Raw genomic sequence first — 20,157 nt, forward strand, 5'->3', positions numbered from 1 at the left:
GTGTTACGGGACGGCTACGCGGAGTTTTCGGCTGGGATGCCGTCGGCGCGCGGCCAGGACCGCACGCCCCCGGCGCCGGGGGCTCAGAAGGTGATCGCGATGCCGGAGTGCGGGCGCTTGCCGAGCCGCACGACCATGGCCGGCCAGTCGACCAGCCAGAACTTCCAGGTGTACTTGCGGGAGAGGATCCGGCGCACCGCCCGCGTCCCCGCCTCGTCGAGCAGCCGGGCGGTCCCCTCGGCGCTCGGCGCCCCGTCGGCGACCCGCCCGCGTACATCGCAGACGGTGACCACGACGCGGCCGTCGTTGCGCAGCCGTCTCACCTTCCACGAGTCGGTGCGCGTCCAGACGAACAGCTCGTCGCCGTCGGCCGCCGCCCAGACGGGCGTGGCGACGGGCGTGCCGTTCTTCCGGTACGTGGTCAGGCTGACGTACTCGCTGCGGTCGAAGTCCTGCAGAGTCCGGGAAGTCACGGGCGTGACCCTACGCGCCTCGTCCAGGGGTTCGCGCAGGGAGCGGTCGACGACCGTGGGCCCTACCCTGCGAGCCGGACGGCCATGTCCGGTTCCGGGGCGCAGCGGATCAGCAGCTCGTCCATCGAGAGGCCGAGCGCCCCGGCCAGCGCCGCGACGGTGAAGAACGCCGGCGTCGGGGCGCGGCCCGTCTCGATCTTGCGCAGCGTCTCGGCGGAGATTCCGGCGCTCGCGGCGATCTCGACCATGCTGCGCGCGCCTCGCGCCTCGCGCAGCAGTCGGCCGAGCCGTTCGCCGCGCAGGCGTTCTTCCGGGGTCAGAGGCGTTCGCACCATGCGCACAGTCTAGTACTGCCGTTATTCTCATACCGCCGTTATTCATATACCGCTTCTACCGGTATAGTAATTGGCATGGTTCAGCTCAAGACGGATACACACATCGAGGCGATGCGCGAGACGGGCCGGGTCGTGGCCCGGCTGCTGACGGCCGTACGGGAGAAGGCGGCGGCAGGCGTGTCGCTGCGGGAGCTCGACGAGATCGCGCGCGGCGTGCTGCGCGAAGCCGGGGCCGGGTCACCGTTCCTGAACTACAAGCCGCATTTCGCACCCACCCCGTTCCCCGCCGTGATCTGCGCGTCGGTGAACGACGCGATCGTGCACGGCATCCCGACCGACCAGCAGCTGCGCGACGGCGACCTGGTGAGCATCGACGCGGGCGCGACGCTCGACGGCTGGGCCGGCGACTCGGCGATCAGCTTCACCGTCGGCCGCGCCCGGCCCGCCGACACACGGCTGATCGACACGGCGTACGAGGCATTGGAGGCGGGGATCGCGGCGGCGATCGTCGGCAACCGGATCGGGGACATCGCGCATGCGATCGGCACCGTCTGCCGCAAGGCCGGATACGGCATCCCGGAGGGGTTCGGCGGCCACGGTGTGGGCCGGACCATGCACGAGGACCCGGCCGTCCCCAACGAGGGACGACCGGGTCGCGGCATGCCGCTGCGTCACGGGATGGTGCTGGCGATCGAGCCGATGCTGATCGGCAGCGGGCGGGACGCGTTCCACCCGGACCGGGACGGCTGGACACTGCGTACGTCGGACGGCAGCCGGGCGGCGCACACCGAGCACACGGTGGCGATCACGGATGCGGGCCCCCGCATCCTCACCGCACTCTGAACGACATCAGTTGTTCTGGAGAAACTGCCTCGCGAGCGCGTCGCCGGCGGTGACGGCGGCGCTGTGACTCTCGATCGGCGACACCGTGGAGTTCTTGAACAGGATGTACGTCACGCCGGACTCGGCGCCGCCGGTCTCGGGATCGGGGTCGATGCCGAGCGCCGCGGCGGTGGCGTACGACGCCTCGCCGATGATCCCGGTGGGGCCGGTGTCGCCGACGACGGCGTACTCGACCTTGTTGTCGTACACGACGGCGACGACGCCACCGCCCTTGATCCCGGAGCTGCCGTAGTTCCAGATGGAACTGCCGCTCGGCACGACGACGTACGGCAGCATCTCGGCGTTCAGCGGCTCGCCGCCGGAGGTGTGGAACGCCGTGTCGTCCTGGAACCACGGGTCGGTGTTCTCGTTGCAGGCCGTCGTGACCTGACCGTCGCAGTCGATGTCCATGTCGGCCTTCCAGAACACGGCGCCGTTCTTGTCACAGACCGGCACCGTGGCCGAAGCCTCCTCGTCCGTACGGTACGTGCCGTGGGAGATCTGCGAGCACGACGACAACTTGGCCAGCAGTTCGGCCGCGGTGACGGAGCCCTCCTGCGCGTCGGCCGCCTCGGCGGCGGGCGGGGCGGCGGAGCCCGGGACGGGCTGGGCGATCGCTGGAAGTGCGGCGGCCGCGAGCAGCACGAAGCCGGATGCCGCGGCGAGGGCGAGCGTTCGAGTACGCACGTGGGGGGTGCCCTTCTATTAGGAAACTTTCCTTACCGACGCGCCAAGATGGCCCCCCGACCATGAACCCGTCAAGCCCACGGGGCCGGTTCAGGGCCACTTTCGCGCCATGAACCAGCCCCCTGGAGCTCTCTACTGACGTTGCGTCACGGCTGTCCGCTCGGCTTCACGACCATCGCCGAGCCGCCGCCCCGCCGGACCTTCTCCGCCGCGGCCAGCCACCGGCCGTCCGGCAGCCGCTGGACCCCCGTGGCCGCCCCGATCTCCGGGTTCAGCTTGAAGACATGCCCCAGCGACTCCAGCTCGGCCCGTACCGGGCTGTTCCACAGCCCCGGTTCGAGCTCCGTCGTCGGCGAGTTGCGCTGGCTGGCGCGTGGGGCCGCTATCGCGTCGACCAGCGGAAGGCCCCGATCGACGGTGCCGATGAGCGACTGGAGCACGGTGGTGATGATCGTGGCGCCGCCCGGCGACCCGAGGGCCAGCACCGGCTGTCCGTGCCTGAGCACGATGGTCGGTGAGATCGACGACCGCGGCCGTTTGCCCGGACCCGGCAGATTCGGGTCGTGCACCGCCGGACTGGCGGGCGCGAAGGAGAAGTCCGTGAGCTCGTTGTTGAGCAGATAGCCGCGCCCCGGCACCGTGAGGGCGCTGCCGCCGGTCTGCTCGATGGTCAGGGTGTACGCGACGACGTTGCCCCATTTGTCGGCGGTCGTCAGATGCGTCGTGTTCTCCCCCTCGTACGTCGTCGGTGCGGCCGCTCCATGGTTCGCACAGTCGGCCGGGTGGCGCGGGTCGCCGGGGGCGAGCGGGCTCGTCAGCACCGCGTCGTCCTTGATCAGGCACTCCCGCGCGTCTGCGAACCGCTGACTGAGCAGATCGCGCGTCGGCACGTCCTCGTACGCCGGGTCGCCGACCCAACGCCCGCGGTCCGCGAACGCGATCCGGCTCGCCTCGATGTAACGGTGCAGGTACTGCGCCTCGGTCGCCCGCGAAAGCTCCGTGGACTCCAGGATGTTGAGAGCCTCGCCCACGCTCGTGCCGCCGGACGAGGACGGCGCCATGCCGTACACGTCGAGGCCGCGGTAGCCCACCTTGGTCGGTGCCTGCCGCAATGCCCGGTAGGACCGCAGGTCCTGGGCCGTGAGCCGGCCGGGACGCACCACGCGGGTCGCCTCCGGGGCGACGGGCGGATTGCGCACGGTCCGTACGACGTCGTCGGCCAGCCGGCCGCGGTACAGCGTGTCGATGCCCTCGCGGCCCACCTTCTCGTACGTGCGCGCAAGATCGGGGTTCTTGAAGACGGAGCCGACCACCGGCAGTTGCCCGCCGGGCAGGAAGAGTTCGGCGGTGTCCGGGAAGTCGGCGAACCGGGCCTGGTTGCCCTCCGTCTGCGAACGGAACGTGGAGTCGACGACGAAGCCGTCCCGGGCGAGGCGTTCGGCCGGCTTCAGGAGCCGGCCCAGCGACTTGCTGCCCCAGGCGTCGAGCGCGGTGGACCAGGTGGCCGGAGTGCCGGGCGTACCGACACCCAGACCACTGGTGACGGCGTCCTCGAAGGCGAGCGGCTTGCCGTTCTCCAGGAAGAGTGAGGAGTCCGCGCTGCGCGGGGCGGTCTCCCGGCCGTCGACGGTCTCCACGGTGCGCTTCTTGGCGTCGTAGTAGACGAAGTAGCCGCCTCCGCCGAGGCCCGAGGAGTACGGCTCGGTCACACCGAGCGCTGCTGCGGTCGCCACGGCCGCGTCGACGGCGTTGCCGCCCTCGCGAAGCACCTCGATGCCGACGGCCGTCGCATCCGCATCGACGCTGGCGACCGCGCCGCCGTAACCCACCGCGACGGGCGACTTGGGCGGGGGCGCGCCCGGTGGCGCCGGGGAGGTCGGTGCGGCTGCACCAACCGTGACGACAGCGGCCAGCACACTCAATAACGACATATTCCGCGCGACCGAACGTCGCATACGCACCTCCGGTGAAGGATCGTCCGCCGAGGCTAACTCCGTCTCGCCGGTCTCGTCAGGACCGCCGGTGAACATGGGTGCGAGGGACCGCTAACATGCCCGCCCATGACTGACGACGTACGCAACCTCGTGCTGGGCGTGATAGCAGTTGGTGCCGGCGCCGCCCTCGGCTGGATCGCCCGCACCTATCTCTGGCGCCGCAGGCTCCGTCGAAAGCAGGCGTTCTTCGGGCTGCCCGGCAACTCCGAATGCCTGCTCGTCGTCAACCGCGACGCGGGCGGCGACGGCGCCGTCCACCGCCACGACGTCTTCGCCCTGCTCGAACTCTCCGCGCTGATCAAGGACTGCTCGGCGCACGCCCAGATCCTCTCCCACGACATCGCCCAGCAGGGCTTCGGCGACCGCACCGAGTTCTGTGTCGGCGGCCCGGTCTCCAACCGCCGGATGGCCGCCCATCTGCATTCGCTGCTGCCCGGCGTCAAGGTGAACACCGACCCCGAGCCGGGCCCGGACCGCGCCGCCTTCCAGATCGGTTCGGAGCGCTACCGGGCGGAGAAGGGCGTCGCCGAGCATGTGCTGCTCGCACGGCTGACGGTCGGCCAGGAGGCTCGTCCGGTCTTCCTGTTCTGCGGACAGCAGGCGATCACCAACCAGGCCGCGGCCCGCTATCTGGCACGCCATCACGAAAAGCTGTCCCGCAAGCACGGCAACAACTCGTTCTGCCTGCTGCTGAAAGTGGCCAACTCGCAGGCGTACGGCTCCGATGTGGTGGAACTCGTGGCCGATGTGACGAAGGCGGCGCAGACACCCGTACCTGCGCAGCGCACCTCGCACCGTGCGTCGAGCTGACCCGGCGTCGTAGCGGGCCGATCGGCTTCGCGACGGGCTGACCGGCCCGACGCGGATGATCAGCCCGTCGGCCCGGGTGAACCGCCCATCGGTCCGGGTGATCAGACGGAACAGCGGTCCGGCCCGACGGAGCCGTCGGTGCCGGACACCATCACGTCGGCGCCCGGCTCGGTGCCGGGCGCGTGCGCAAGCGTGCAGATCAGCTGCCGGCGGGCAAGTCCGGAGAGCTTGGTGACGGGCGACGGGAGCCGGACCCGCACCCTGTCGGGATCCACGTCCAAGCTCATTTCGCCGCTCAGCATGGGGAGTTCGGTCCGCAGGCCGGCCTTCCTCTCCGCCGGGGACGGGCCGTTGAACAGCAGGGCGAGCAATTCCACCGGGCGCTGCTTCGCGTCCCCCGTACCCGAGGATGCCGACTCCTCCGGACGGCCGGCCACCCGCACGACGGGCAGCACGCCGTCCCGGGCCGACGGCGAGATGAAGTAGAGCAACGTCCCCTGGTTCCTGCCCGGGACCACCTCCGCCGTCGCCGGGTCGCCGACCTCGACCACGTCCGTGGACTGGATCCCGCACCCGGCAGCCAACAGCACGAACGGCAGCAGCACGCCGAGGGCCCGCAGCCGTCTCATGCTCCCTCCAGCGGAATCTCCACCGTGAACAGGGCACCTCCAGTGGGGCCGTTGGCGCCGCGGACCGTGCCGCCGTGCAACCGTACATTCTCCCATGTGATCGCCAGACCGAGCCCACTGCCCGCCGACCGGGTCCGCGCCTCGTCGGCCTTGTAGAACCGGTCGAAGATGTGCGGAAGGACGGCCGGGTCGATCCCGGGACCACTGTCCTCGACTTCCGTCACCAGCAGCAGTTCCCCGTCCCGCCGCTCGGTGCCCAGGCGTACACGGACGGGCTGCGCGCCGTGGCGCAGCGCGTTGCCGACCAGATTGGCGACGATCACATCGAACCGCGGTGGGTCGAGCACCGCCCGTACACCGTCGGGGAGTTCTGCGACGACCTTCCCCTCCCAGCGTCTTGCCTGCAGTGTCTTGCGGATCATCTCGGCGACGTCGACCTCGTCGAGGTGGAGACCCGCGGCCTTGGCGTCGAACCGGGAGATCTCCATCAGGTCCTCGACGAGTGTGGCCAGCTTCCCGGTCTCCGCGCTGATCAGCCGGACCGCCGCCGCGGTGTCGGCGCTCAGGTGCGCGGCGTCCTCGTCGAGGACTTCGGTGACCGCGAGCATCCCGGCGAGCGGGGTGCGCAGCTCGTGCGAGACGTCGGAGGCGAAGCGTCTCGCCCGTGCCTCGGCCCGTTGGAGCTCCTCCACGGACTGCTGGAGCTTGGTCGACGATTCGTTGAACGTCCAGGCCAGTTCGGCGAGTTCGTCGGAACCCTTCACCTCGATACGGGTGTCGAGCTCGCCCCGGCCGATGCCGGCGGCGGCCCGGCGGAGATCACGGACCGGGCGCAGCACGCTGCGGGCGGCGAGCAGAGCCGGTACCAGGGCGATGAGGAGGGCGGGCAGGGCGCCGTCGCGGGCCGCGGTGACCATGGCGCTGACATTGGCCTCCTCGGGGTGAAGCGGCATCACCGCATAGAGGACGAGCCCGGTGCGCGGGCTTCCGCCGCCCCGGTCGAACACGACGGGCATCCCGATCGTCAGCCAGGGTTCGCCGTCTTTGACGACCCGCTGGAACGAGGCGTGCGCGTGGGCGCGGGCGGCAGTGCGCAGTTCGAGGGTGATCACGTTGGAGGTGGGCCGGTCCGACGAGGAGACGCGCAGGTCCGCATATTCGGCGAAGACGATCCAGGTGTGCGGTTTGCCTTCCCTCGCGAGGGTCTGGCACATCTGCCGCAGCCGGGGCTCGTCCAGCGGCAGCCTGACGTCCTGCGCACCGGCCCGGTCGCGGAACTGGGCGACCGCCGTGTCCTGCGCCTGCTGAAGGATCGCGGAACGGGCCTCACGGTACGTCAGCGTCGCTGTGGTGACCGCGCTGATGGCCGCGACCAGCAAGAAGGCGGCTATGAGACGGGTCCGCAGGCCGAATCGGGCGCCGAGGAACCTCATACCAGGGGCCCGAACCGGTAGCCGAAACCGCGGACGGTCTGGATGTAGCGAGGGCTTCCCGCCACGTCCTCGATCTTCTGCCGCAGCCGCCGCACACATGCGTCGACCAGCCGGGCATCGCCGTGGTAGCTGTGCTCCCAGACGTACTCGAGGAGCTGCTGCCTGCTGAAGACCTGCTCGGGCGAGGCCGACAGGTACAGCAGCAGCTTCAGTTCGGAGGGCGCGAGCAGGATCCGTTGCCCCGCCTTGGCGACGGTCAGACCGCCTCGGTCGACGGCCAGTTCACCGTGGAACTCGATACCGCTGCGTCCGGCGGGCTCGGCGAGCCGTCGCAGCACGGCCCGGATCCGGGCCTCGATCACCTCGGTACGGGCGGGCTTGACGATGTAGTCGTCGGCCCCGGCCTCCAGCCCGACGACCACGTCGAAGTCGTCGCCACGGGCGGTGAGCATGATGATCGGCAGCTGGCTCGACTCCCGTATGCGGCGGCAGACCTGAACGCCGTTCATCCCGGGGAGCATCAGGTCGAGGAGGACGAGATCGGGCCGGAACTCCGCCAGTGCGCCGAGTCCTGCCTCCCCTGTCTCCACGGCGCGGAGCTCATGCCCGCGCCGACGCAGCCCGAGCTCGACCCCTTCCCGTACGGAAGGGTCGTCCTCGATCAAGAGCACACGCGGCATGGCATCAGTATCCCAACGATCACGGTCGAGCCGACCCGGTACGGCCGACCCGCCCGGCACATCACGCACGGCCTCGGGCCCAGGCCCGCCCGCCGTGTCAATTCCCGCTACATGGAACGGGCGTCGGCGCCGCTGCGCGGACCGTCCGGCCGGGGAGGCCGGAGCAGCCGCGACCGCCGCCCCTCCGGCCGCCTATCGCCGCAGCCTCCCCCGCCCGGCTGCCAGCACCGCACCGACCTCCGCGAGCCGCAGCGGCCGGGCCAGCACTGCCACCACGCCCAGAAGCGCAGCCACCCCCACCCCCGCCGCCGCGATGTCCCCGAATCCGTCGCAGGCGTGAGCCGCCCCGTACCCCACCGCCGCCGCAGGCACACAACCCACCACCAGCCGCGCATGCGCCCGGATCCCGGACGACCGCCACAGCACCGGCCGTTGTCCGCCCGCACCGCTCGGCGACAGTCTGCGATGCAGCACATGACCGGTGACCGCGAACCCCGCGAACAGCGCAAGCGAGTACGCCCCGGCCATCCCCGTCACCGCCCACCGCGCGGGCAGCATCAGATAGGCCACGCCCGTCAGACCCGCGTTGACCGCCGCGATCACCAGGTTCAGGAGGAACGGCGTACGCGTGTCGCCCATCGCATAGAACCCGCGGGAGAGCACGTACTGCCCGGAGAACGCGATCAGCCCCGGTGCGAACGCCCTCAGCATCCCTGCCATCACCGTGATGTCGGCGCCGCCGGTGCGCCCGTACCCGAACACGGCCCCCATCACCCAGGGCGCCAGTGCGCACAGCGCACCCGCCGCGGGTACCACCACCGCGGCCGTCGTCCGCAGTGCGTACGAGACGTCGCGCCGCACCCCCGCCAGATCGCCGTCGGCCGCTGCCCGGCTCATCCGTGGCATCAGCGCGGTGACGAGGGAGACGGTCACGATGCCCTGCGGCACGACCCACAGCTGGTAGGCGTAGCTGTACGCGGTATAGCCCGCGCCGCCCACCACGCCCTGCTCCACGGCGTGCTGCCCGGTGAGGGTCGAGAGCCGCGTCACCACCCAGTAGGCGGCCTGGTTCGTCAGCACCAGCATCACGAGCCAGCCGGCCGACCGCAGGGGCCGGGTGAGCCCGTTCCCCCGCCAGTCGAACCGGGGCCTCCAGCGGAACTTCGCGGCGCGCAGCGCGGGCACCAGGGCCAGCGTCTGCACCGCGATCCCGGCGGTCGTGCCCCACCCGAGCAGCTGGATCCGCGCCGGGGTCAACGCGGCGTCGGAGCCTGTCGAGACGGCCAGGTACAGCCCGAACACCGCGATGATCACAAGGTTGTTGAGGACCGGGGTCCACATCATCGCGCCGAACCGGTTGCGGGCGTTCAGCACTTGGCCGAGGAGCGTGAACAGTCCGTAGCAGAGGATCTGCGGCAGGCAGTAGCGGGCCAGCGCGATCGTGAACTGCGCCTGCTCGCCGGAGTAGTCGGTGTACGCGGAGACGATCAGAGGGGCGCCGGCGACGGCGAGCCCGGTGACTGCGAGGAGGCCGGCCGTGCACGCGGTGAGCAGCCGGTCGGTGTACGCGGCACCGCCGTCGGCGTGTTCCCGGGCGGCCCGTATCAGCTCGGGGACGAACACCGCGTTCAGGGCGCCGCCGATGAGGAGCATGTAGAGGATGTTGGGGACCGTGTTGGCGACCGCGTACCCGTCGGCCTTCAGTCCGGTGCCGAGCGCGGCGACGACGACTGCCGAGCGTATGAAACCGGTGGCGCGTGAGACGACGGAGCCGGCCGCCATGACGGCGCCGCTGCGCAGCACCGGGCCCGGCTGCTCCGGCACCTTCTCGCGCACCTCGTGTGCGGCCTCTCCGGCCGCCTCGGTGGCGGTCACCGACGCGCCAGATAGGCCTGGAACGCGCGGTACAGCGCGTTGTTGGCGGCTCCGCCCACCGATGTCTCCCACTCTCCGAGGGTCTCGACGACCTGCCCGCCGGTGCCGAGCTTCCAGCGCAGCAGTCCGAACGGGCGGTCGTCGGGGTCGAGGGTGGAGGGTACCCCTCGCATGTCGTACACCTCGGCGCCGAGGTCCAGCGCATCGCGCATCATCCGCCACTGGAGGGCGTTGCTGGGGCGGACCTCGCGTCGGTGGCCGGCGGACGCCCCGGTCTGGTACCAGACCCGCCGTCCGGTGGAGATCATGGTGTGCGCGGCGAGGATCTCGCCCTCGTGAACGGCGAGATAGAGCCGCATCCGGCCTGGCTCCTCGGCGTTGAGCACGGCGTACTGCTGCTGGTAGTACGCGAGGGAGCGCCCGAGCCGGAAGCCGTCGCGCTCCTCGGTGATGCGCAGCAGCCGGTGGAACGCGGGCAGTTCGGCCGCCCCGCCGACGACGATCCGGACGCCGCACTTCTGCGCCCTGCGGATGTTGCGGCGCCACTCCTGGTTGAGCCCCGCCCACAGGTCGCCGGGGGTGCGTCCGGCGAGCGGCACCTGGAAGACATAGCGCGGCTGGGCGTCGGCGTCGTTGCCCGCGTCGCCGTCCCCGCCGCAACGCCGCCAGCCCCGCGCCCGGAGCCGTTCGGCGACGGCCGTGCCGAGCGGGTCCACCTCGGTGGCCAGCACATCGCGGACCTTTCGGCAGGGCCCGGTGGCGGCCTTGAGCCGGGCGGCGTCCCAGCGGCGGTACGCCGGTGAGGGGCCGATCCGTACGGCGAAGGCGCCGGCCTTGCGCAGATGCGCCGTCAAAGGCCGCAGCCAGCGATCGATGTCGGGATCGGCCCAGTCGGCCACAGGCCCTTCGGGCAGATAGGCAAAGTATTTGCGGGTGCCGGGGAATTGCCGGTAGAGCACCAGAGCGCTGCCGCGTAATTCACCGCTGTCGCCGTGCCATCCGACCATTTCCGACTTCCATTGGTCCTTCACTCCGGCCCAGGACGGATACTGCAGAAAGCTCGCATCGGCACACCCGGTCACACAGGCCCGGTGCTCCGCAGCGGTGAGACTGCGTATCCGTAGGCCCCGTTCGCCTCTGCGGTCACCGGTCGCGAGCAGCGCTGACATGTCCGTGGCCCTCCCCCTGTTTCCGCACGGCCGATCGGCTCTGCGGGCTGCACAGGATGCTCACAGCGGACCGTGACGGAACCGCGCGGCGTATGTGACCGGACGATGACCGTTGCGCTGCGGTCCTTGTCATACAAGGGAATCCATGGATTTCCGGGGAATTACCGGACCTAAGGTCTGATGCATGCCTCTCCGCCGATGAGAAGCGCGTCCCTGGAGGTTTTTCCGTTGATCTCTGCACACCGGCACCTGCACCGCACCACGTCACTCGCCCGCCCGGCCCGGCTGACCCTGATCGTCGGCACGGCGGTGCTCGGTGTCGCCCTGACCGCCTGTTCCGGAGGCGCCGCCGCATCGGACCCGAAGCCCGGTCGGGGAGCCGGGAGCACCGACGCCCCGGACACCAGGATCACGGTGAACCTCCGGGGCACACAGGCCACCGCGGGCAGGCCGGTCACGGTGACGCTGGCCGTCGGGAGGCTGAAGACGGTGAAGGTGACCGCCGCCGAGGGCGATGCGCTCACCGGCCGGATATCCGGCAACGGCCGCACCTGGACGTCGGACCGGGCCGCCGCGCCCGGCACCGAGTACAGCGTCGAGGCGACGGACACCGAAGGCGGAACGGACGGCGCGGAATTCGCGACCGCGGAGGCCGGCAAGGTCAACAAGCTGACGCTGGCCCCGGGCAAGAGCACCACGGTCGGCATCGCCCAGCCGCTGTCGATCGTCTTCGACAACCCGGTGAAGGACAAGGCCGCGGTCGAGCGGGGGCTGAAGGTCACCACCTCGAACAACACCGAGGGCTCCTGGGGCTGGCTGCAGGATTACTCCGGCAAGGACAGGATCGACTGGCGGCCCAAGGAGTACTGGAAGCCGGGGACGCGCGTCACACTCGACGCGGAGCTCAACGGCATCGACTCGGGGCAGGCCGGCGGCTGGTTCGTACGCGACTACGCGACGACGTTCTCGATCGGGCGCGACCAGGTGGTCGAGGTCGATCTCGACCGGCACCGGCTGGCACTGCGGCGGGACGGACAGACGATCATGGACGTGCCCATGTCAGCCGGCACCCCGGGCGGCGAGAAGGCGTCCTGGCGGGGCACGGCCGTCCTGATGGCGAAGGAGGGCACGATCAACATGCGCTCCGAGACGGTCGGCCTGGGCGATGCGTACGACAAGATGGTCGACTCGTCGATGCGGCTGACCTGGTCGGGGATGTACGCCCATGCCGCGCCGTGGAACGCCGCGTACTTCGGGGTCGCCAACCACAGTTCGGGCTGTGTGGGGATGAGCGACGCCAACGCGGCGGAGCTGTACCGGAAGGCACAGGTCGGCGACCCGTTCGAGATCAGTGGCGCGGACGCCAAGGGCACGGTGGCGGAGGGCAACGGATACGGGGCGTGGAATGTGTCCTGGTCCGACTGGCAGGCGAAGAGCGCGCTGAGCTGATCCCCGCGGCCCGCTCCGGATCCCCGGCCACTACTGACATCACGTCCAACAATCGTTACCTTCACGCAACCCACCGGGGAGTTACCAACGGTAATCAGCCAGGGTTACCGTCGGGTCACTTTGCACCGCCACGCGTGAGGAGTGACCCGTGGGACGTCCCAACCCGGCTCTGCGCACCACCGCGGCCACCGCGGCCACCGCGGCTGCCGCCGCCCTGATCGCCGGAACCACCCTCGGTACGGCCCCGGCGGCCGCCGCCCGGCCCGCGGCCTCCGCCGTGGCGGCATCGGCCCCGAGCCCGACGTTCCACGACATCCCCGGCTCAGGCGGGATCACGCTCAAGGGCAACGTCTTCACGCCCGCCGGTACGAAGCCGGGCGACAGGCACCCGCTGATCGTGCTCCCCACCAGCTGGGGACTGCCGCAGGTCGAATACCTCGCGCAGGCCCAGCAGCTGGCCGACTCCGGCTACGTGGTGGTGAGTTACACCTCCCGCGGCTTCTGGCTCTCCGGCGGGAAGATCGAGGTCGCCGGCCCGCCGGACATCGCCGATGTCTCCGCCGTGATCGACTGGGCCCTCGCCCACACCGCGGCCGACCCCGAGCACATCGGCATGGGCGGTGTGTCGTACGGCGCGGGCATCAGCCTGCTCGCGGCCGGCCACGACCCGCGGATCAAGGCCGTGGTCGCACTGAGCGGCTGGGCCGACCTCATCGACGCCATCTACAGCGGTCGTACCCAGCACCTCCAGGCCGCCGCACTGCTCGGTGGCGCCGGGCTGCTCACCGGCCGTCCGAGCGACGAACTGAACAGGACCCTCACCGACTTCCTCGGCTCCGACCTGGCGAGGGAACCGGAGATGATCGCCTGGGGGAAGAAGCGCTCCCCCATCACCTACCTGGACGAGATCAACGCCAACGGCGCCGCCGTCATGATGGGCAACGCGTGGGGCGACACGATCTTCCCGCCCAACCAGTACGCCTCGTTCTACGAGAAGCTGCGCGGCCCCAAGCGCCTGGAGTTCCGCCCGGGCGACCACGCCACCGCCGAGGCCACCGGTCTGCTCGGCCTGCCCAACGACACCTGGACCGACGCCCACCGCTGGTTCGACCGCTATCTCAAGGGCGAGCGCAACGGCATCGACCAGGAGCAGCCGGTGCAGCTCGCATCCCGTACCGGCAGCGGCTACGAGGGCTACCCGGACTGGGAGTCCGTCGGCGCCGTCGAGCAGCGGATCGCGCTCGGCGGGACGAAGAAGGTCTTCGCGAACGTCGACTCGGGCGCCGATGGGGGCATCGTCATGCTGTCGAACGCCCTCGACCAGTTCGTGAAGCTGCCGCCGGTCGCCTCGATCCCGCTGCTGCCGCGCACCTTCGCAGCCGTCTGGCAGTCGGGGCGGTACACCTCCGCACAGCACATCCGCGGCACCGCGGCACTCCACACCACGGTCACCGCCGACAAGGAGAGCGGCACCCTCGTCGCGTATCTCTACGACGAGGGGCCGCTCGGCCTCGGCAAGCTGATCAGCAACGCCCCCTATACCTTCCACGGACGGACGCCGGGACGGCCGTTCGCCGTCGACCTGGAGCTGTTCTCCACGGCCTACGACCTTCCGGCCGGTCACCGGCTCGCCCTGGTGGTCGACACCGTCGACCCGTTGTACATCGAGCACAACCCGGCCGGCTCACAGCTGACCTTCTCCTCGCCGGACACGGACCCCTCGTACCTGTCCGTCCCGTCGGGCGAGAAGTGATCACCGGCTGCTGCCGGGCGGGCACCGCTCCTCCGGACCGCTGTACGGCCGGTCCGGGCTACTGCACTCCCGGCAGCAGCGTTCCTGGTTCGGCCGGTGCGACCTCCACGGCCTCCGTCTTCGGGTTGCGCCGCTCCCTCCTGGCCACCCAGGTGGCGAACCAGGAGAGCAGCATGCACATCCCGATGTAGATCGGCGAGATCACCATCACCACGGGGATGAAGGGCAGATCGTAATCGAGGTTGGACGCGATCAGCTTCCCGGCGTGGAGGAATTCCTCGTACGTGATCAGGTAGCCGAGCGAGGTGTCCTTCAGCGCCACGACCAACTGGCTGATGATGGCCGGGAGCATGGCGCGCACCCCCTGCGGAGCCAGCACGAACGACATGACCTGGGTCTTGCGCATGCCGAGTGCGTAGGCGGCCTCGCGCTGGCCACGCTCCACCGCGTTGACCCCGGTGCGGAACACCTCGGCGAGCACCGAGCCGTTGTAGAGGGTCAGTCCGGCGACCAGCGCGGGCAGCGGCTGAACCTTCAGCGCCACGAAGATGAAGAAGATCATCACCAGTACGGGCATGGCCCGGAAGAACTCGACGAGAAGCGTGGAGACCCAGCGCACGACCCGGTGTTCGGAGAGCCGCCCGACGGCCAGGACCGCTCCGAGGAGCAGCGAGAGCACCGCGGCGTACGCGAACGCCTTGAGGGTGTTGCCGAGTCCCCGCAGCAGGAGTTCCTGGATGCCCTTGTACACGAAGGGGGACCACTTGGTGCTGGTGAACTGCCCCGTGTGGAAGAGCAGATAGATGATCCAGCCGACCAGGGCGACGATCAGGACCGTCGAGACGATCCCGTACACCCGGTGGCGTTTGCGGGTGACCGGGCCCGGGATGTCGTAGAGCGCAGTGGCCCGGGGGGCGTGGGTGGTCATCGGGCGACTCCCCAGTGCTTCTCCATCAGATTGAAGAGCGCGCTGATCGACAGGGTGATGATCAGGTAGCCGACGGCGATCCAGACGAAGGTCCAGATGATGTTGTAGCCCAGCTCGTTGAGGGTCTTGTAGGTACCGAGGAGCTCGGTGACGCTGAACGCGCCGGCGATGGCCGAGTTCTTGGCGAGGGCGATGAGTGTCGAGCCGACCGGCGGGATCACCGTGCGGAACGCCTGCGGCAGCACGACGGATCCGAGTGTCTGGCTGAAGGTCATGCCGAGGCTGCGGGCGGCCTCGCCCTGGCCCTGCGGCACAGTGTTGATGCCGGAGCGCAGTGCCTCGCAGATGAACGCGGAGGTGTAGCAGCCGAGCGCGAGGACGGCGAAGACCTTGAACGGCAGGACCAGGCCGAAGCGCGGCAGGCCGAGCAGCACGGCGAAGAAGAGCAGGGTCAGCGGCGTGTTGCGCAGCACCGCCACCCAGACCGTGCCGAACACCCGGAGCGAGCCGACGGGCGCGACCCGGAACGAGGCCATGACGAAGCCGAGCACCAGTGCCAGGATCGAGGCGAAAACGGTGAGTTCGAGAGTGCCGAGGAAGCCTTCGCCGTAGGTCGAGAAGTTCTGTGTGAGTACGTCCATGGTGTGGCCCGTCCCCTCAGTTCGCCGGGTAGCGGTCGATGGGCGGCGGAGTCGGTGCGGGCACGCCGGACAGGCCGAGGGTGCTCTCGAACGCCTTCTTCCAGTTGCCGTTCTTCTCGTTGGCCTCGAGGGCGTCGTTGAGTGCGAACCGCAGCGCGTTGTCGCTGCGCGGTACACCGATGCCGTACGGCTCCTCGGAGAAGGGCTTGCCGACCACCTTCAGCTCCTTGGGCGCCTTGGCGGCGAAGCCCAGCAGGATGGCGTCGTCGGTGGTGACGGCGTCGACCTGGTAGGTCAGCAGGTTGTCGACGCAGATCGAGTACGTGTCGTAGGCGACCAGGATCGCCTTCGGATAGTCGGCCGCGATCCGCTGGTACGGGGTCGATCCTGCCGCCGAGCAGACGGTCCGGCCGGCCAGGTCCTGCGGGCCGTTGATGTCGTGCTCGTCCGTGCGGACGAGCAGCGACTGCCCGGCCATGAAGTAGGGCCCGGCAAAGCCGACGAGCTTCTTGCGCATCGCGTTGATGGTGTAGGTGCCGACGTAGTAGTCGATCTGGCCGTTCTGCAGCGCGGTCTCGCGGTTGGCGGAGGCGATCGTCCTGAAGTGGATCGTCTTCGGGTCGAAGCCCAGCGAGGCGGCCATCATCCTGGCGATCTCGATGTCGAAGCCGGAGTAGACACCGGTGGCCGGGTCCTTCTCGCCCAGGAACGGCTGGTCCTCCTTGGCTCCGACCCGGAGGTAGCCGCGCTTCTTCGCCTTCGTCCAGGTCTTCGACTCGGGCAACCGGAAGCCCGTGTCGACCTTGTACACAGGGAGCTGTCCGGCCCGCGGCCCCTTCACCGGAGGGCTTCCCTCCTTGCCGCAGCCGACGGCGAGGACGGCCAGCAGGAGCCCCGCACAGGCGGCCAGCATTTTTCTCGTACGCAACTGGAAGCCCCCGTCAGTGCTTGAGGATCTTGGACAGGAAGTCCTTGGCGCGCTCGCTCTCCGGGGCGGTGAAGAACGCCTCGGGGGTGCGGTCCTCGACGATGCGTCCGTCGGCCATGAAGACCACGCGGTTGGCTGCGGACCTGGCGAATCCCATCTCGTGCGTGACGACCACCATGGTCATGCCGTCCCGGGCGAGCTGCTGCATGACTTCCAGCACCTCGTTGATCATCTCCGGGTCGAGCGCGGAGGTCGGCTCGTCGAAGAGGAGCGCCTTGGGATCCATCGCGAGGGCGCGGGCGATGGCCACCCGCTGCTGCTGGCCGCCGGAGAGCTGGGCAGGGAACTTGTCGGCCTGGGAGGCGAGGCCGACCCGCTCCAGGAGCTCCCGGGACCGTGCGTCGCACTCGTCCTTCTTGCGCTTGCGCACCTTGAGCGGGGCGAGCGAGACATTGGCCAGCACGGTCTTGTGCGCGAACAGATTGAACGACTGGAAGACCATGCCGACTTCGGCGCGCAGCTGCGCGAGTCCCTTCCCCTCCTCGGGGAGAGGTCTGCCGTCGATGACGATATGGCCCGACTCGATCGTCTCGAGTCGGTTGATGGTCCGGCAGAGCGTTGATTTACCGGAGCCGGAGGGGCCGATGACCACCACCACCTCCCCGCGGCCGACGGTGAGATTGATGTTCTGCAGTACGTGCAACTTTCCGTAGTACTTGTTGACGTCCCGCAGCTCGATCAACGGATCGACGGCCATACGCTGCCCTACCCACTTATCGCTGTGTCGAGTCAGCGCAAACTATCCATCCCGATAAGGGACTTCGTGCCCGACACGCATAAAGAGGACATAAGGCGTTTTATGTGGTTCTGGCGGTATTTCTATCCTTCTGTCGACTCCGCATATACCTGCGAGAGTTCGGGGCTACCGGTCATGGCCCAGTCGAGCCCGGCCGTGACGACATCGATCTCCCGTCCGGAGGCGAGCCGCACCACGGGCTGACCGCTCGGCCAGATGTGCCAGGCCGCCCCCGGGGTGTTGCGCACCAGGACGGTGCCGAGGTACAGCCCGGCGTCGTTGCCCAGCCAGGGCAGCTCCTCGGGGTCGTCCCGCCAGAGGGGCGGCAGCTGGTCGAGCGCAGCCAACGAGGCCGGGGTGTCATCGAGTTCGAGTCCCCGCTGCCCCACTCGGACGCGCAGCAGCTCGCACTCGGCGAGCAGCTCGGCGACGCCCTCCGGGTCGACCTCGACAGCCGCCGCGAGACCCGCCCCGCGCGTACCGTCGTGACGCTTGCGCCAGTTGTCCAAGAAAGGGATGTTCATACCACTCAGGGTCGCATCCCGGCCGGGATACGCACCACAGGGCGCGCGGCCTGTCGTTCGAAGAATGAATCCGGTGCGCGTTCCTGCCCGCGCGCCGTCCGGCGCGCCTACCACTACCGCCGAACGGGCGGTCGGCTGCACCCCGGGGCTCTTCATGACGCCCCGCCCGGCGCTGAACGGGCGGGGCGGTCCGAGTCGTCGCAAGCAGCCAGCAAGCGGGACAGTGACAGGAACCACGCTATCGGCGGCCACTGACAACGCCGCCCGGCCGGACTCCGGCCGGGCGGGTCAGGCTCTCCGCCACGCTTGCGCGAAACGGGGGACCCCTATGGCCGAGGACCGCGACGGCATGGTCGTCTACTGGCGGCCAGGCTGCCCGTACTGCATGAAGCTGCGGCTGCGGCTGCGGTTCAGCCGTCTCACCTACACCGAGGTGAACATCTGGCGGAACCCCGAGGCGGCGGCGTTCGTCCGCTCGGTCGCCGACGGGAACGAGGCCGTCCCCACGGTGTCCGTGGCCGGCCACTCGATGGTCAACCCGTCCAAGCGGCAGGTGCTGGACGCCGTCCGGACCCACGCGCCGCACCTGGAAGCGTCGTAGGGCCTTCCTCCGGCTCAGGCCGGGCGGCACGCTCAGGGGCGGGGCGAGGGCCGGTCGTACCTCACCGGCCGCCGGTCACAGCTTCAGGTCGACGACGACCGGCGCGTGGTCGGACGCGCCCTTGCCCTTGCGCTCCTCGCGGTCCACATAGCTGTCCTCGACCGCCGCGGTGAACAGGGCGTTGCCGTAGACCAGGTCGATCCGCATGCCTTTGTTCTTCGGGAAGCGCAGCTCGCGGTAGTCCCAGAAGGTGTACGGGCGGTCGTACTTGAGCGGGCGCGGCATGACGTCCGACAGGCCCTCCTCGCGCAGCGCGGCGAGGGCGGCGCGCTCGGCGGGCGTGACATGGGTGGCGCCCTCGAACAGCGCCGGGTCCCAGACGTCCTCGTCGGTCGGGGCCACGTTGAAATCGCCCAGCACCGCGAACGGCTGCGAGCCCGCCGCGTCCGCGGCGACCGCCTTCTGCAAGGCCTCGAACCAGCGCAGCTTGTACGCGTAGTGCGGGTGCTCGATCTCGCGGCCGTTCGGCACGTAGACCGACCAGAGGCGGACCGGTCCGCAGGTCGCGGAGATGGCCCGGGGCTCCTGCACGCCCTCGTAGTCGGGGCCGTCGGGCAGCCCCGTGACGACGTCGGCCAGGCCGACCCGGGAGACCAGCGCCACGCCATTCCACCGGCCTGTGGCGTTGACCGCGGACTCGTAGCCGAGCTCGCGCAGCTCGTCCGCCGGAAACTGCTCGGCGGTGCACTTGGTCTCCTGGATGCACAGCACGTCCGTGCCGGTGCTCTCCAGCCAGGCCAGCAGCCGCGGGAGGCGGGCGGTGATCGAATTGACGTTCCACGTGGCAATGCGCATGTACGTAAACCTAGCGGCTCCCACTGACAGTCGCCGGACCGGCGCCGGTCACAGACCGGTCGACTCCCCGGGGGTCAGCCGGCCGTGGTCGGCACCGCCGAGGCTGCCGATCTGCTGGTCGTAGATCGGGCGGGCGAGATCGGTGAGCAGGGCGTCGTGGATGTCGATCGCGCGGCGCGGCTTGACCTCGCGCACGTAGTCGATGACCTCGGAGATCTTGTTCCAGGGAGCCATCACCGGAAGCATCAGGGTGTCGACGGGGTGGTCGGGGAGGGTGAGCGCGTCCCCGGGGTGGAAGAGCGAACCGTCCACCAGGAAGCCGACGTTGGTGATCCGCGGGATGTCGGGGTGGATCACCGCGTGCAGCTCACCGTGCACCTGTACGTCGAAGCCGGCGGCGGTGAACGTGTCGCCGTGGCCGACCGTGTGGACCCGGCCGGGGAAGGCGGCGGAGAGCTGTTCGGCGACGCTGCGCAGGGTCCAGATCTCCGCCGCCGGGTTGGCCTCCAGGCCGGCCCGCAGCCGGCCTTCGTCGAAGTGGTCGGCGTGCTCGTGCGTCACGAGCATCACGTCGGCGCCGAGTGCCGCGTCCTGCTCCGAGAAGCCGCCCGGGTCGATGACGAGCGTCCGCCCGTCCTTCTCCAGCCGGATGCAGGAGTGCGTCTTCTTGGTCAGGGTCAGGTGCACGGGGTTCGCAGCATTCATGGAGCCCATC

At 69.8% G+C, this 20,157-nt stretch carries 21 protein-coding genes; 5 read left to right on the forward strand and 16 right to left on the reverse strand.

All coding sequences use genetic code 11. From position 1 onward, the window contains the following. Window positions 1-83: 83 nt before the first annotated feature. Together OG878_RS08335 and OG878_RS08340 are read right to left on the reverse strand one after the other, a co-directional pair. Window positions 84-473: a PPOX class F420-dependent oxidoreductase gene (locus OG878_RS08335; protein ID WP_328886183.1), complete on the reverse strand. Its 390-nt coding sequence runs from the start codon at window positions 471-473 to the stop codon at window positions 84-86. A 62-nt stretch (window positions 474-535) separates the two neighbouring features. Further along, complete coding sequence (locus OG878_RS08340) at window positions 536-808, reverse strand: helix-turn-helix domain-containing protein (protein WP_328886184.1); 273 nt, start codon at window positions 806-808, stop codon at window positions 536-538. A gap of 75 nt (window positions 809-883) precedes the next feature. Here OG878_RS08340 and map point away from each other — a divergent pair, with 75 nt between their 5' ends. Next, on the forward strand, window positions 884-1,651 hold the full coding sequence (map, locus tag OG878_RS08345) for a type I methionyl aminopeptidase (protein WP_328886185.1): 768 nt from the start codon (window positions 884-886) through the stop codon (window positions 1,649-1,651). Window positions 1,652-1,657: 6 nt separating this feature from the next. Here map and OG878_RS08350 read toward each other — a convergent pair whose 3' ends face one another. Both OG878_RS08350 and ggt read right to left on the reverse strand, forming a co-directional pair. Further along, window positions 1,658-2,377 (reverse strand): glycoside hydrolase family 75 protein, encoded by a 720-nt coding sequence (locus OG878_RS08350; protein WP_328886186.1) that lies wholly within the window; start codon window positions 2,375-2,377, stop codon window positions 1,658-1,660. Window positions 2,378-2,523: 146 nt separating this feature from the next. Continuing rightward, window positions 2,524-4,332: a gamma-glutamyltransferase gene (gene ggt / locus OG878_RS08355; RefSeq protein ID WP_328886187.1), complete on the reverse strand. Its 1,809-nt coding sequence runs from the start codon at window positions 4,330-4,332 to the stop codon at window positions 2,524-2,526. A gap of 105 nt (window positions 4,333-4,437) precedes the next feature. Here ggt and OG878_RS08360 point away from each other — a divergent pair, with 105 nt between their 5' ends. Further along, a complete protein-coding gene (locus tag OG878_RS08360; protein WP_277329226.1) occupies window positions 4,438-5,181 on the forward strand; it encodes a hypothetical protein in 744 nt (247 codons plus the stop codon). A 101-nt stretch (window positions 5,182-5,282) separates the two neighbouring features. On the opposite strand, the gene OG878_RS08365 is transcribed toward OG878_RS08360, so the two are convergent. The 5 genes from OG878_RS08365 to OG878_RS08385 form a co-directional block, all read right to left on the reverse strand. Beyond that, the gene (locus OG878_RS08365; RefSeq protein ID WP_328886188.1) at window positions 5,283-5,810 is read right to left on the reverse strand and encodes a hypothetical protein; all 528 of its coding nucleotides are present in this window, start codon (window positions 5,808-5,810) and stop codon (window positions 5,283-5,285) included. Next, window positions 5,807-7,243 carry an ATP-binding protein gene (locus OG878_RS08370; RefSeq protein ID WP_328886189.1) on the reverse strand — a complete coding sequence of 479 codons (1,437 nt, stop codon included), beginning with the start codon at window positions 7,241-7,243 and terminating at the stop codon, window positions 5,807-5,809. Before OG878_RS08370 ends, OG878_RS08365 begins: the two co-directional genes overlap by 4 nt. Next, window positions 7,240-7,923 (reverse strand): response regulator transcription factor, encoded by a 684-nt coding sequence (locus tag OG878_RS08375; protein WP_328886190.1) that lies wholly within the window; start codon window positions 7,921-7,923, stop codon window positions 7,240-7,242. The genes OG878_RS08370 and OG878_RS08375 overlap by 4 nt, the downstream gene beginning before the upstream one ends. A 192-nt stretch (window positions 7,924-8,115) precedes the next feature. Continuing rightward, window positions 8,116-9,798 (reverse strand): murein biosynthesis integral membrane protein MurJ, encoded by a 1,683-nt coding sequence (murJ, locus tag OG878_RS08380; RefSeq protein WP_443049074.1) that lies wholly within the window; start codon window positions 9,796-9,798, stop codon window positions 8,116-8,118. Continuing rightward, the gene (locus tag OG878_RS08385; protein WP_328886191.1) at window positions 9,795-10,967 is read right to left on the reverse strand and encodes a lipid II:glycine glycyltransferase FemX; all 1,173 of its coding nucleotides are present in this window, start codon (window positions 10,965-10,967) and stop codon (window positions 9,795-9,797) included. The genes murJ and OG878_RS08385 overlap by 4 nt, the downstream gene beginning before the upstream one ends. A gap of 228 nt (window positions 10,968-11,195) precedes the next feature. On the opposite strand from OG878_RS08385, the gene OG878_RS08390 reads away from it, so the two are divergent. Continuing rightward, the gene (locus tag OG878_RS08390; RefSeq protein WP_443049075.1) at window positions 11,196-12,416 is read left to right on the forward strand and encodes an Ig-like domain-containing protein; all 1,221 of its coding nucleotides are present in this window, start codon (window positions 11,196-11,198) and stop codon (window positions 12,414-12,416) included. A gap of 148 nt (window positions 12,417-12,564) precedes the next feature. Beyond that, on the forward strand, window positions 12,565-14,169 hold the full coding sequence (locus OG878_RS08395; RefSeq protein WP_328886192.1) for a CocE/NonD family hydrolase: 1,605 nt from the start codon (window positions 12,565-12,567) through the stop codon (window positions 14,167-14,169). 58 nt (window positions 14,170-14,227) lie between these two features. Here OG878_RS08395 and OG878_RS08400 read toward each other — a convergent pair whose 3' ends face one another. From OG878_RS08400 to OG878_RS08420, 5 genes are all read right to left on the reverse strand, one after another. Continuing rightward, window positions 14,228-15,097 carry an amino acid ABC transporter permease gene (locus OG878_RS08400; protein ID WP_328886193.1) on the reverse strand — a complete coding sequence of 290 codons (870 nt, stop codon included), beginning with the start codon at window positions 15,095-15,097 and terminating at the stop codon, window positions 14,228-14,230. Next, entirely contained in the window at window positions 15,094-15,738 is a 645-nt protein-coding gene (locus tag OG878_RS08405; protein WP_277329220.1) for an amino acid ABC transporter permease, read from the reverse strand. Before OG878_RS08405 ends, OG878_RS08400 begins: the two co-directional genes overlap by 4 nt. 16 nt (window positions 15,739-15,754) lie before the next feature. Then, the gene (locus OG878_RS08410) at window positions 15,755-16,651 is read right to left on the reverse strand and encodes a glutamate ABC transporter substrate-binding protein (RefSeq protein ID WP_328891178.1); all 897 of its coding nucleotides are present in this window, start codon (window positions 16,649-16,651) and stop codon (window positions 15,755-15,757) included. Between the two features lie 28 nt (window positions 16,652-16,679). Next, complete coding sequence (locus OG878_RS08415) at window positions 16,680-17,423, reverse strand: amino acid ABC transporter ATP-binding protein (protein WP_328886194.1); 744 nt, start codon at window positions 17,421-17,423, stop codon at window positions 16,680-16,682. Between the two features lie 122 nt (window positions 17,424-17,545). After that, window positions 17,546-17,986 (reverse strand): DUF6278 family protein, encoded by a 441-nt coding sequence (locus OG878_RS08420; protein ID WP_328886195.1) that lies wholly within the window; start codon window positions 17,984-17,986, stop codon window positions 17,546-17,548. 328 nt (window positions 17,987-18,314) lie between these two features. Here OG878_RS08420 and OG878_RS08425 point away from each other — a divergent pair, with 328 nt between their 5' ends. Next, complete coding sequence (locus OG878_RS08425) at window positions 18,315-18,587, forward strand: glutaredoxin domain-containing protein (protein ID WP_328886196.1); 273 nt, start codon at window positions 18,315-18,317, stop codon at window positions 18,585-18,587. Between the two features lie 75 nt (window positions 18,588-18,662). On the opposite strand, the gene OG878_RS08430 is transcribed toward OG878_RS08425, so the two are convergent. Both OG878_RS08430 and OG878_RS08435 read right to left on the reverse strand, forming a co-directional pair. Beyond that, on the reverse strand, window positions 18,663-19,442 hold the full coding sequence (locus tag OG878_RS08430) for an exodeoxyribonuclease III (RefSeq protein ID WP_328886197.1): 780 nt from the start codon (window positions 19,440-19,442) through the stop codon (window positions 18,663-18,665). 48 nt (window positions 19,443-19,490) lie between these two features. Continuing rightward, window positions 19,491-20,147 (reverse strand): MBL fold metallo-hydrolase, encoded by a 657-nt coding sequence (locus tag OG878_RS08435; protein WP_328886198.1) that lies wholly within the window; start codon window positions 20,145-20,147, stop codon window positions 19,491-19,493. Window positions 20,148-20,157 lie beyond the last annotated feature (10 nt).

The organism is Streptomyces sp. NBC_00316 (genome assembly GCF_036158715.1).
Classification (GTDB): domain Bacteria; phylum Actinomycetota; class Actinomycetes; order Streptomycetales; family Streptomycetaceae; genus Streptomyces.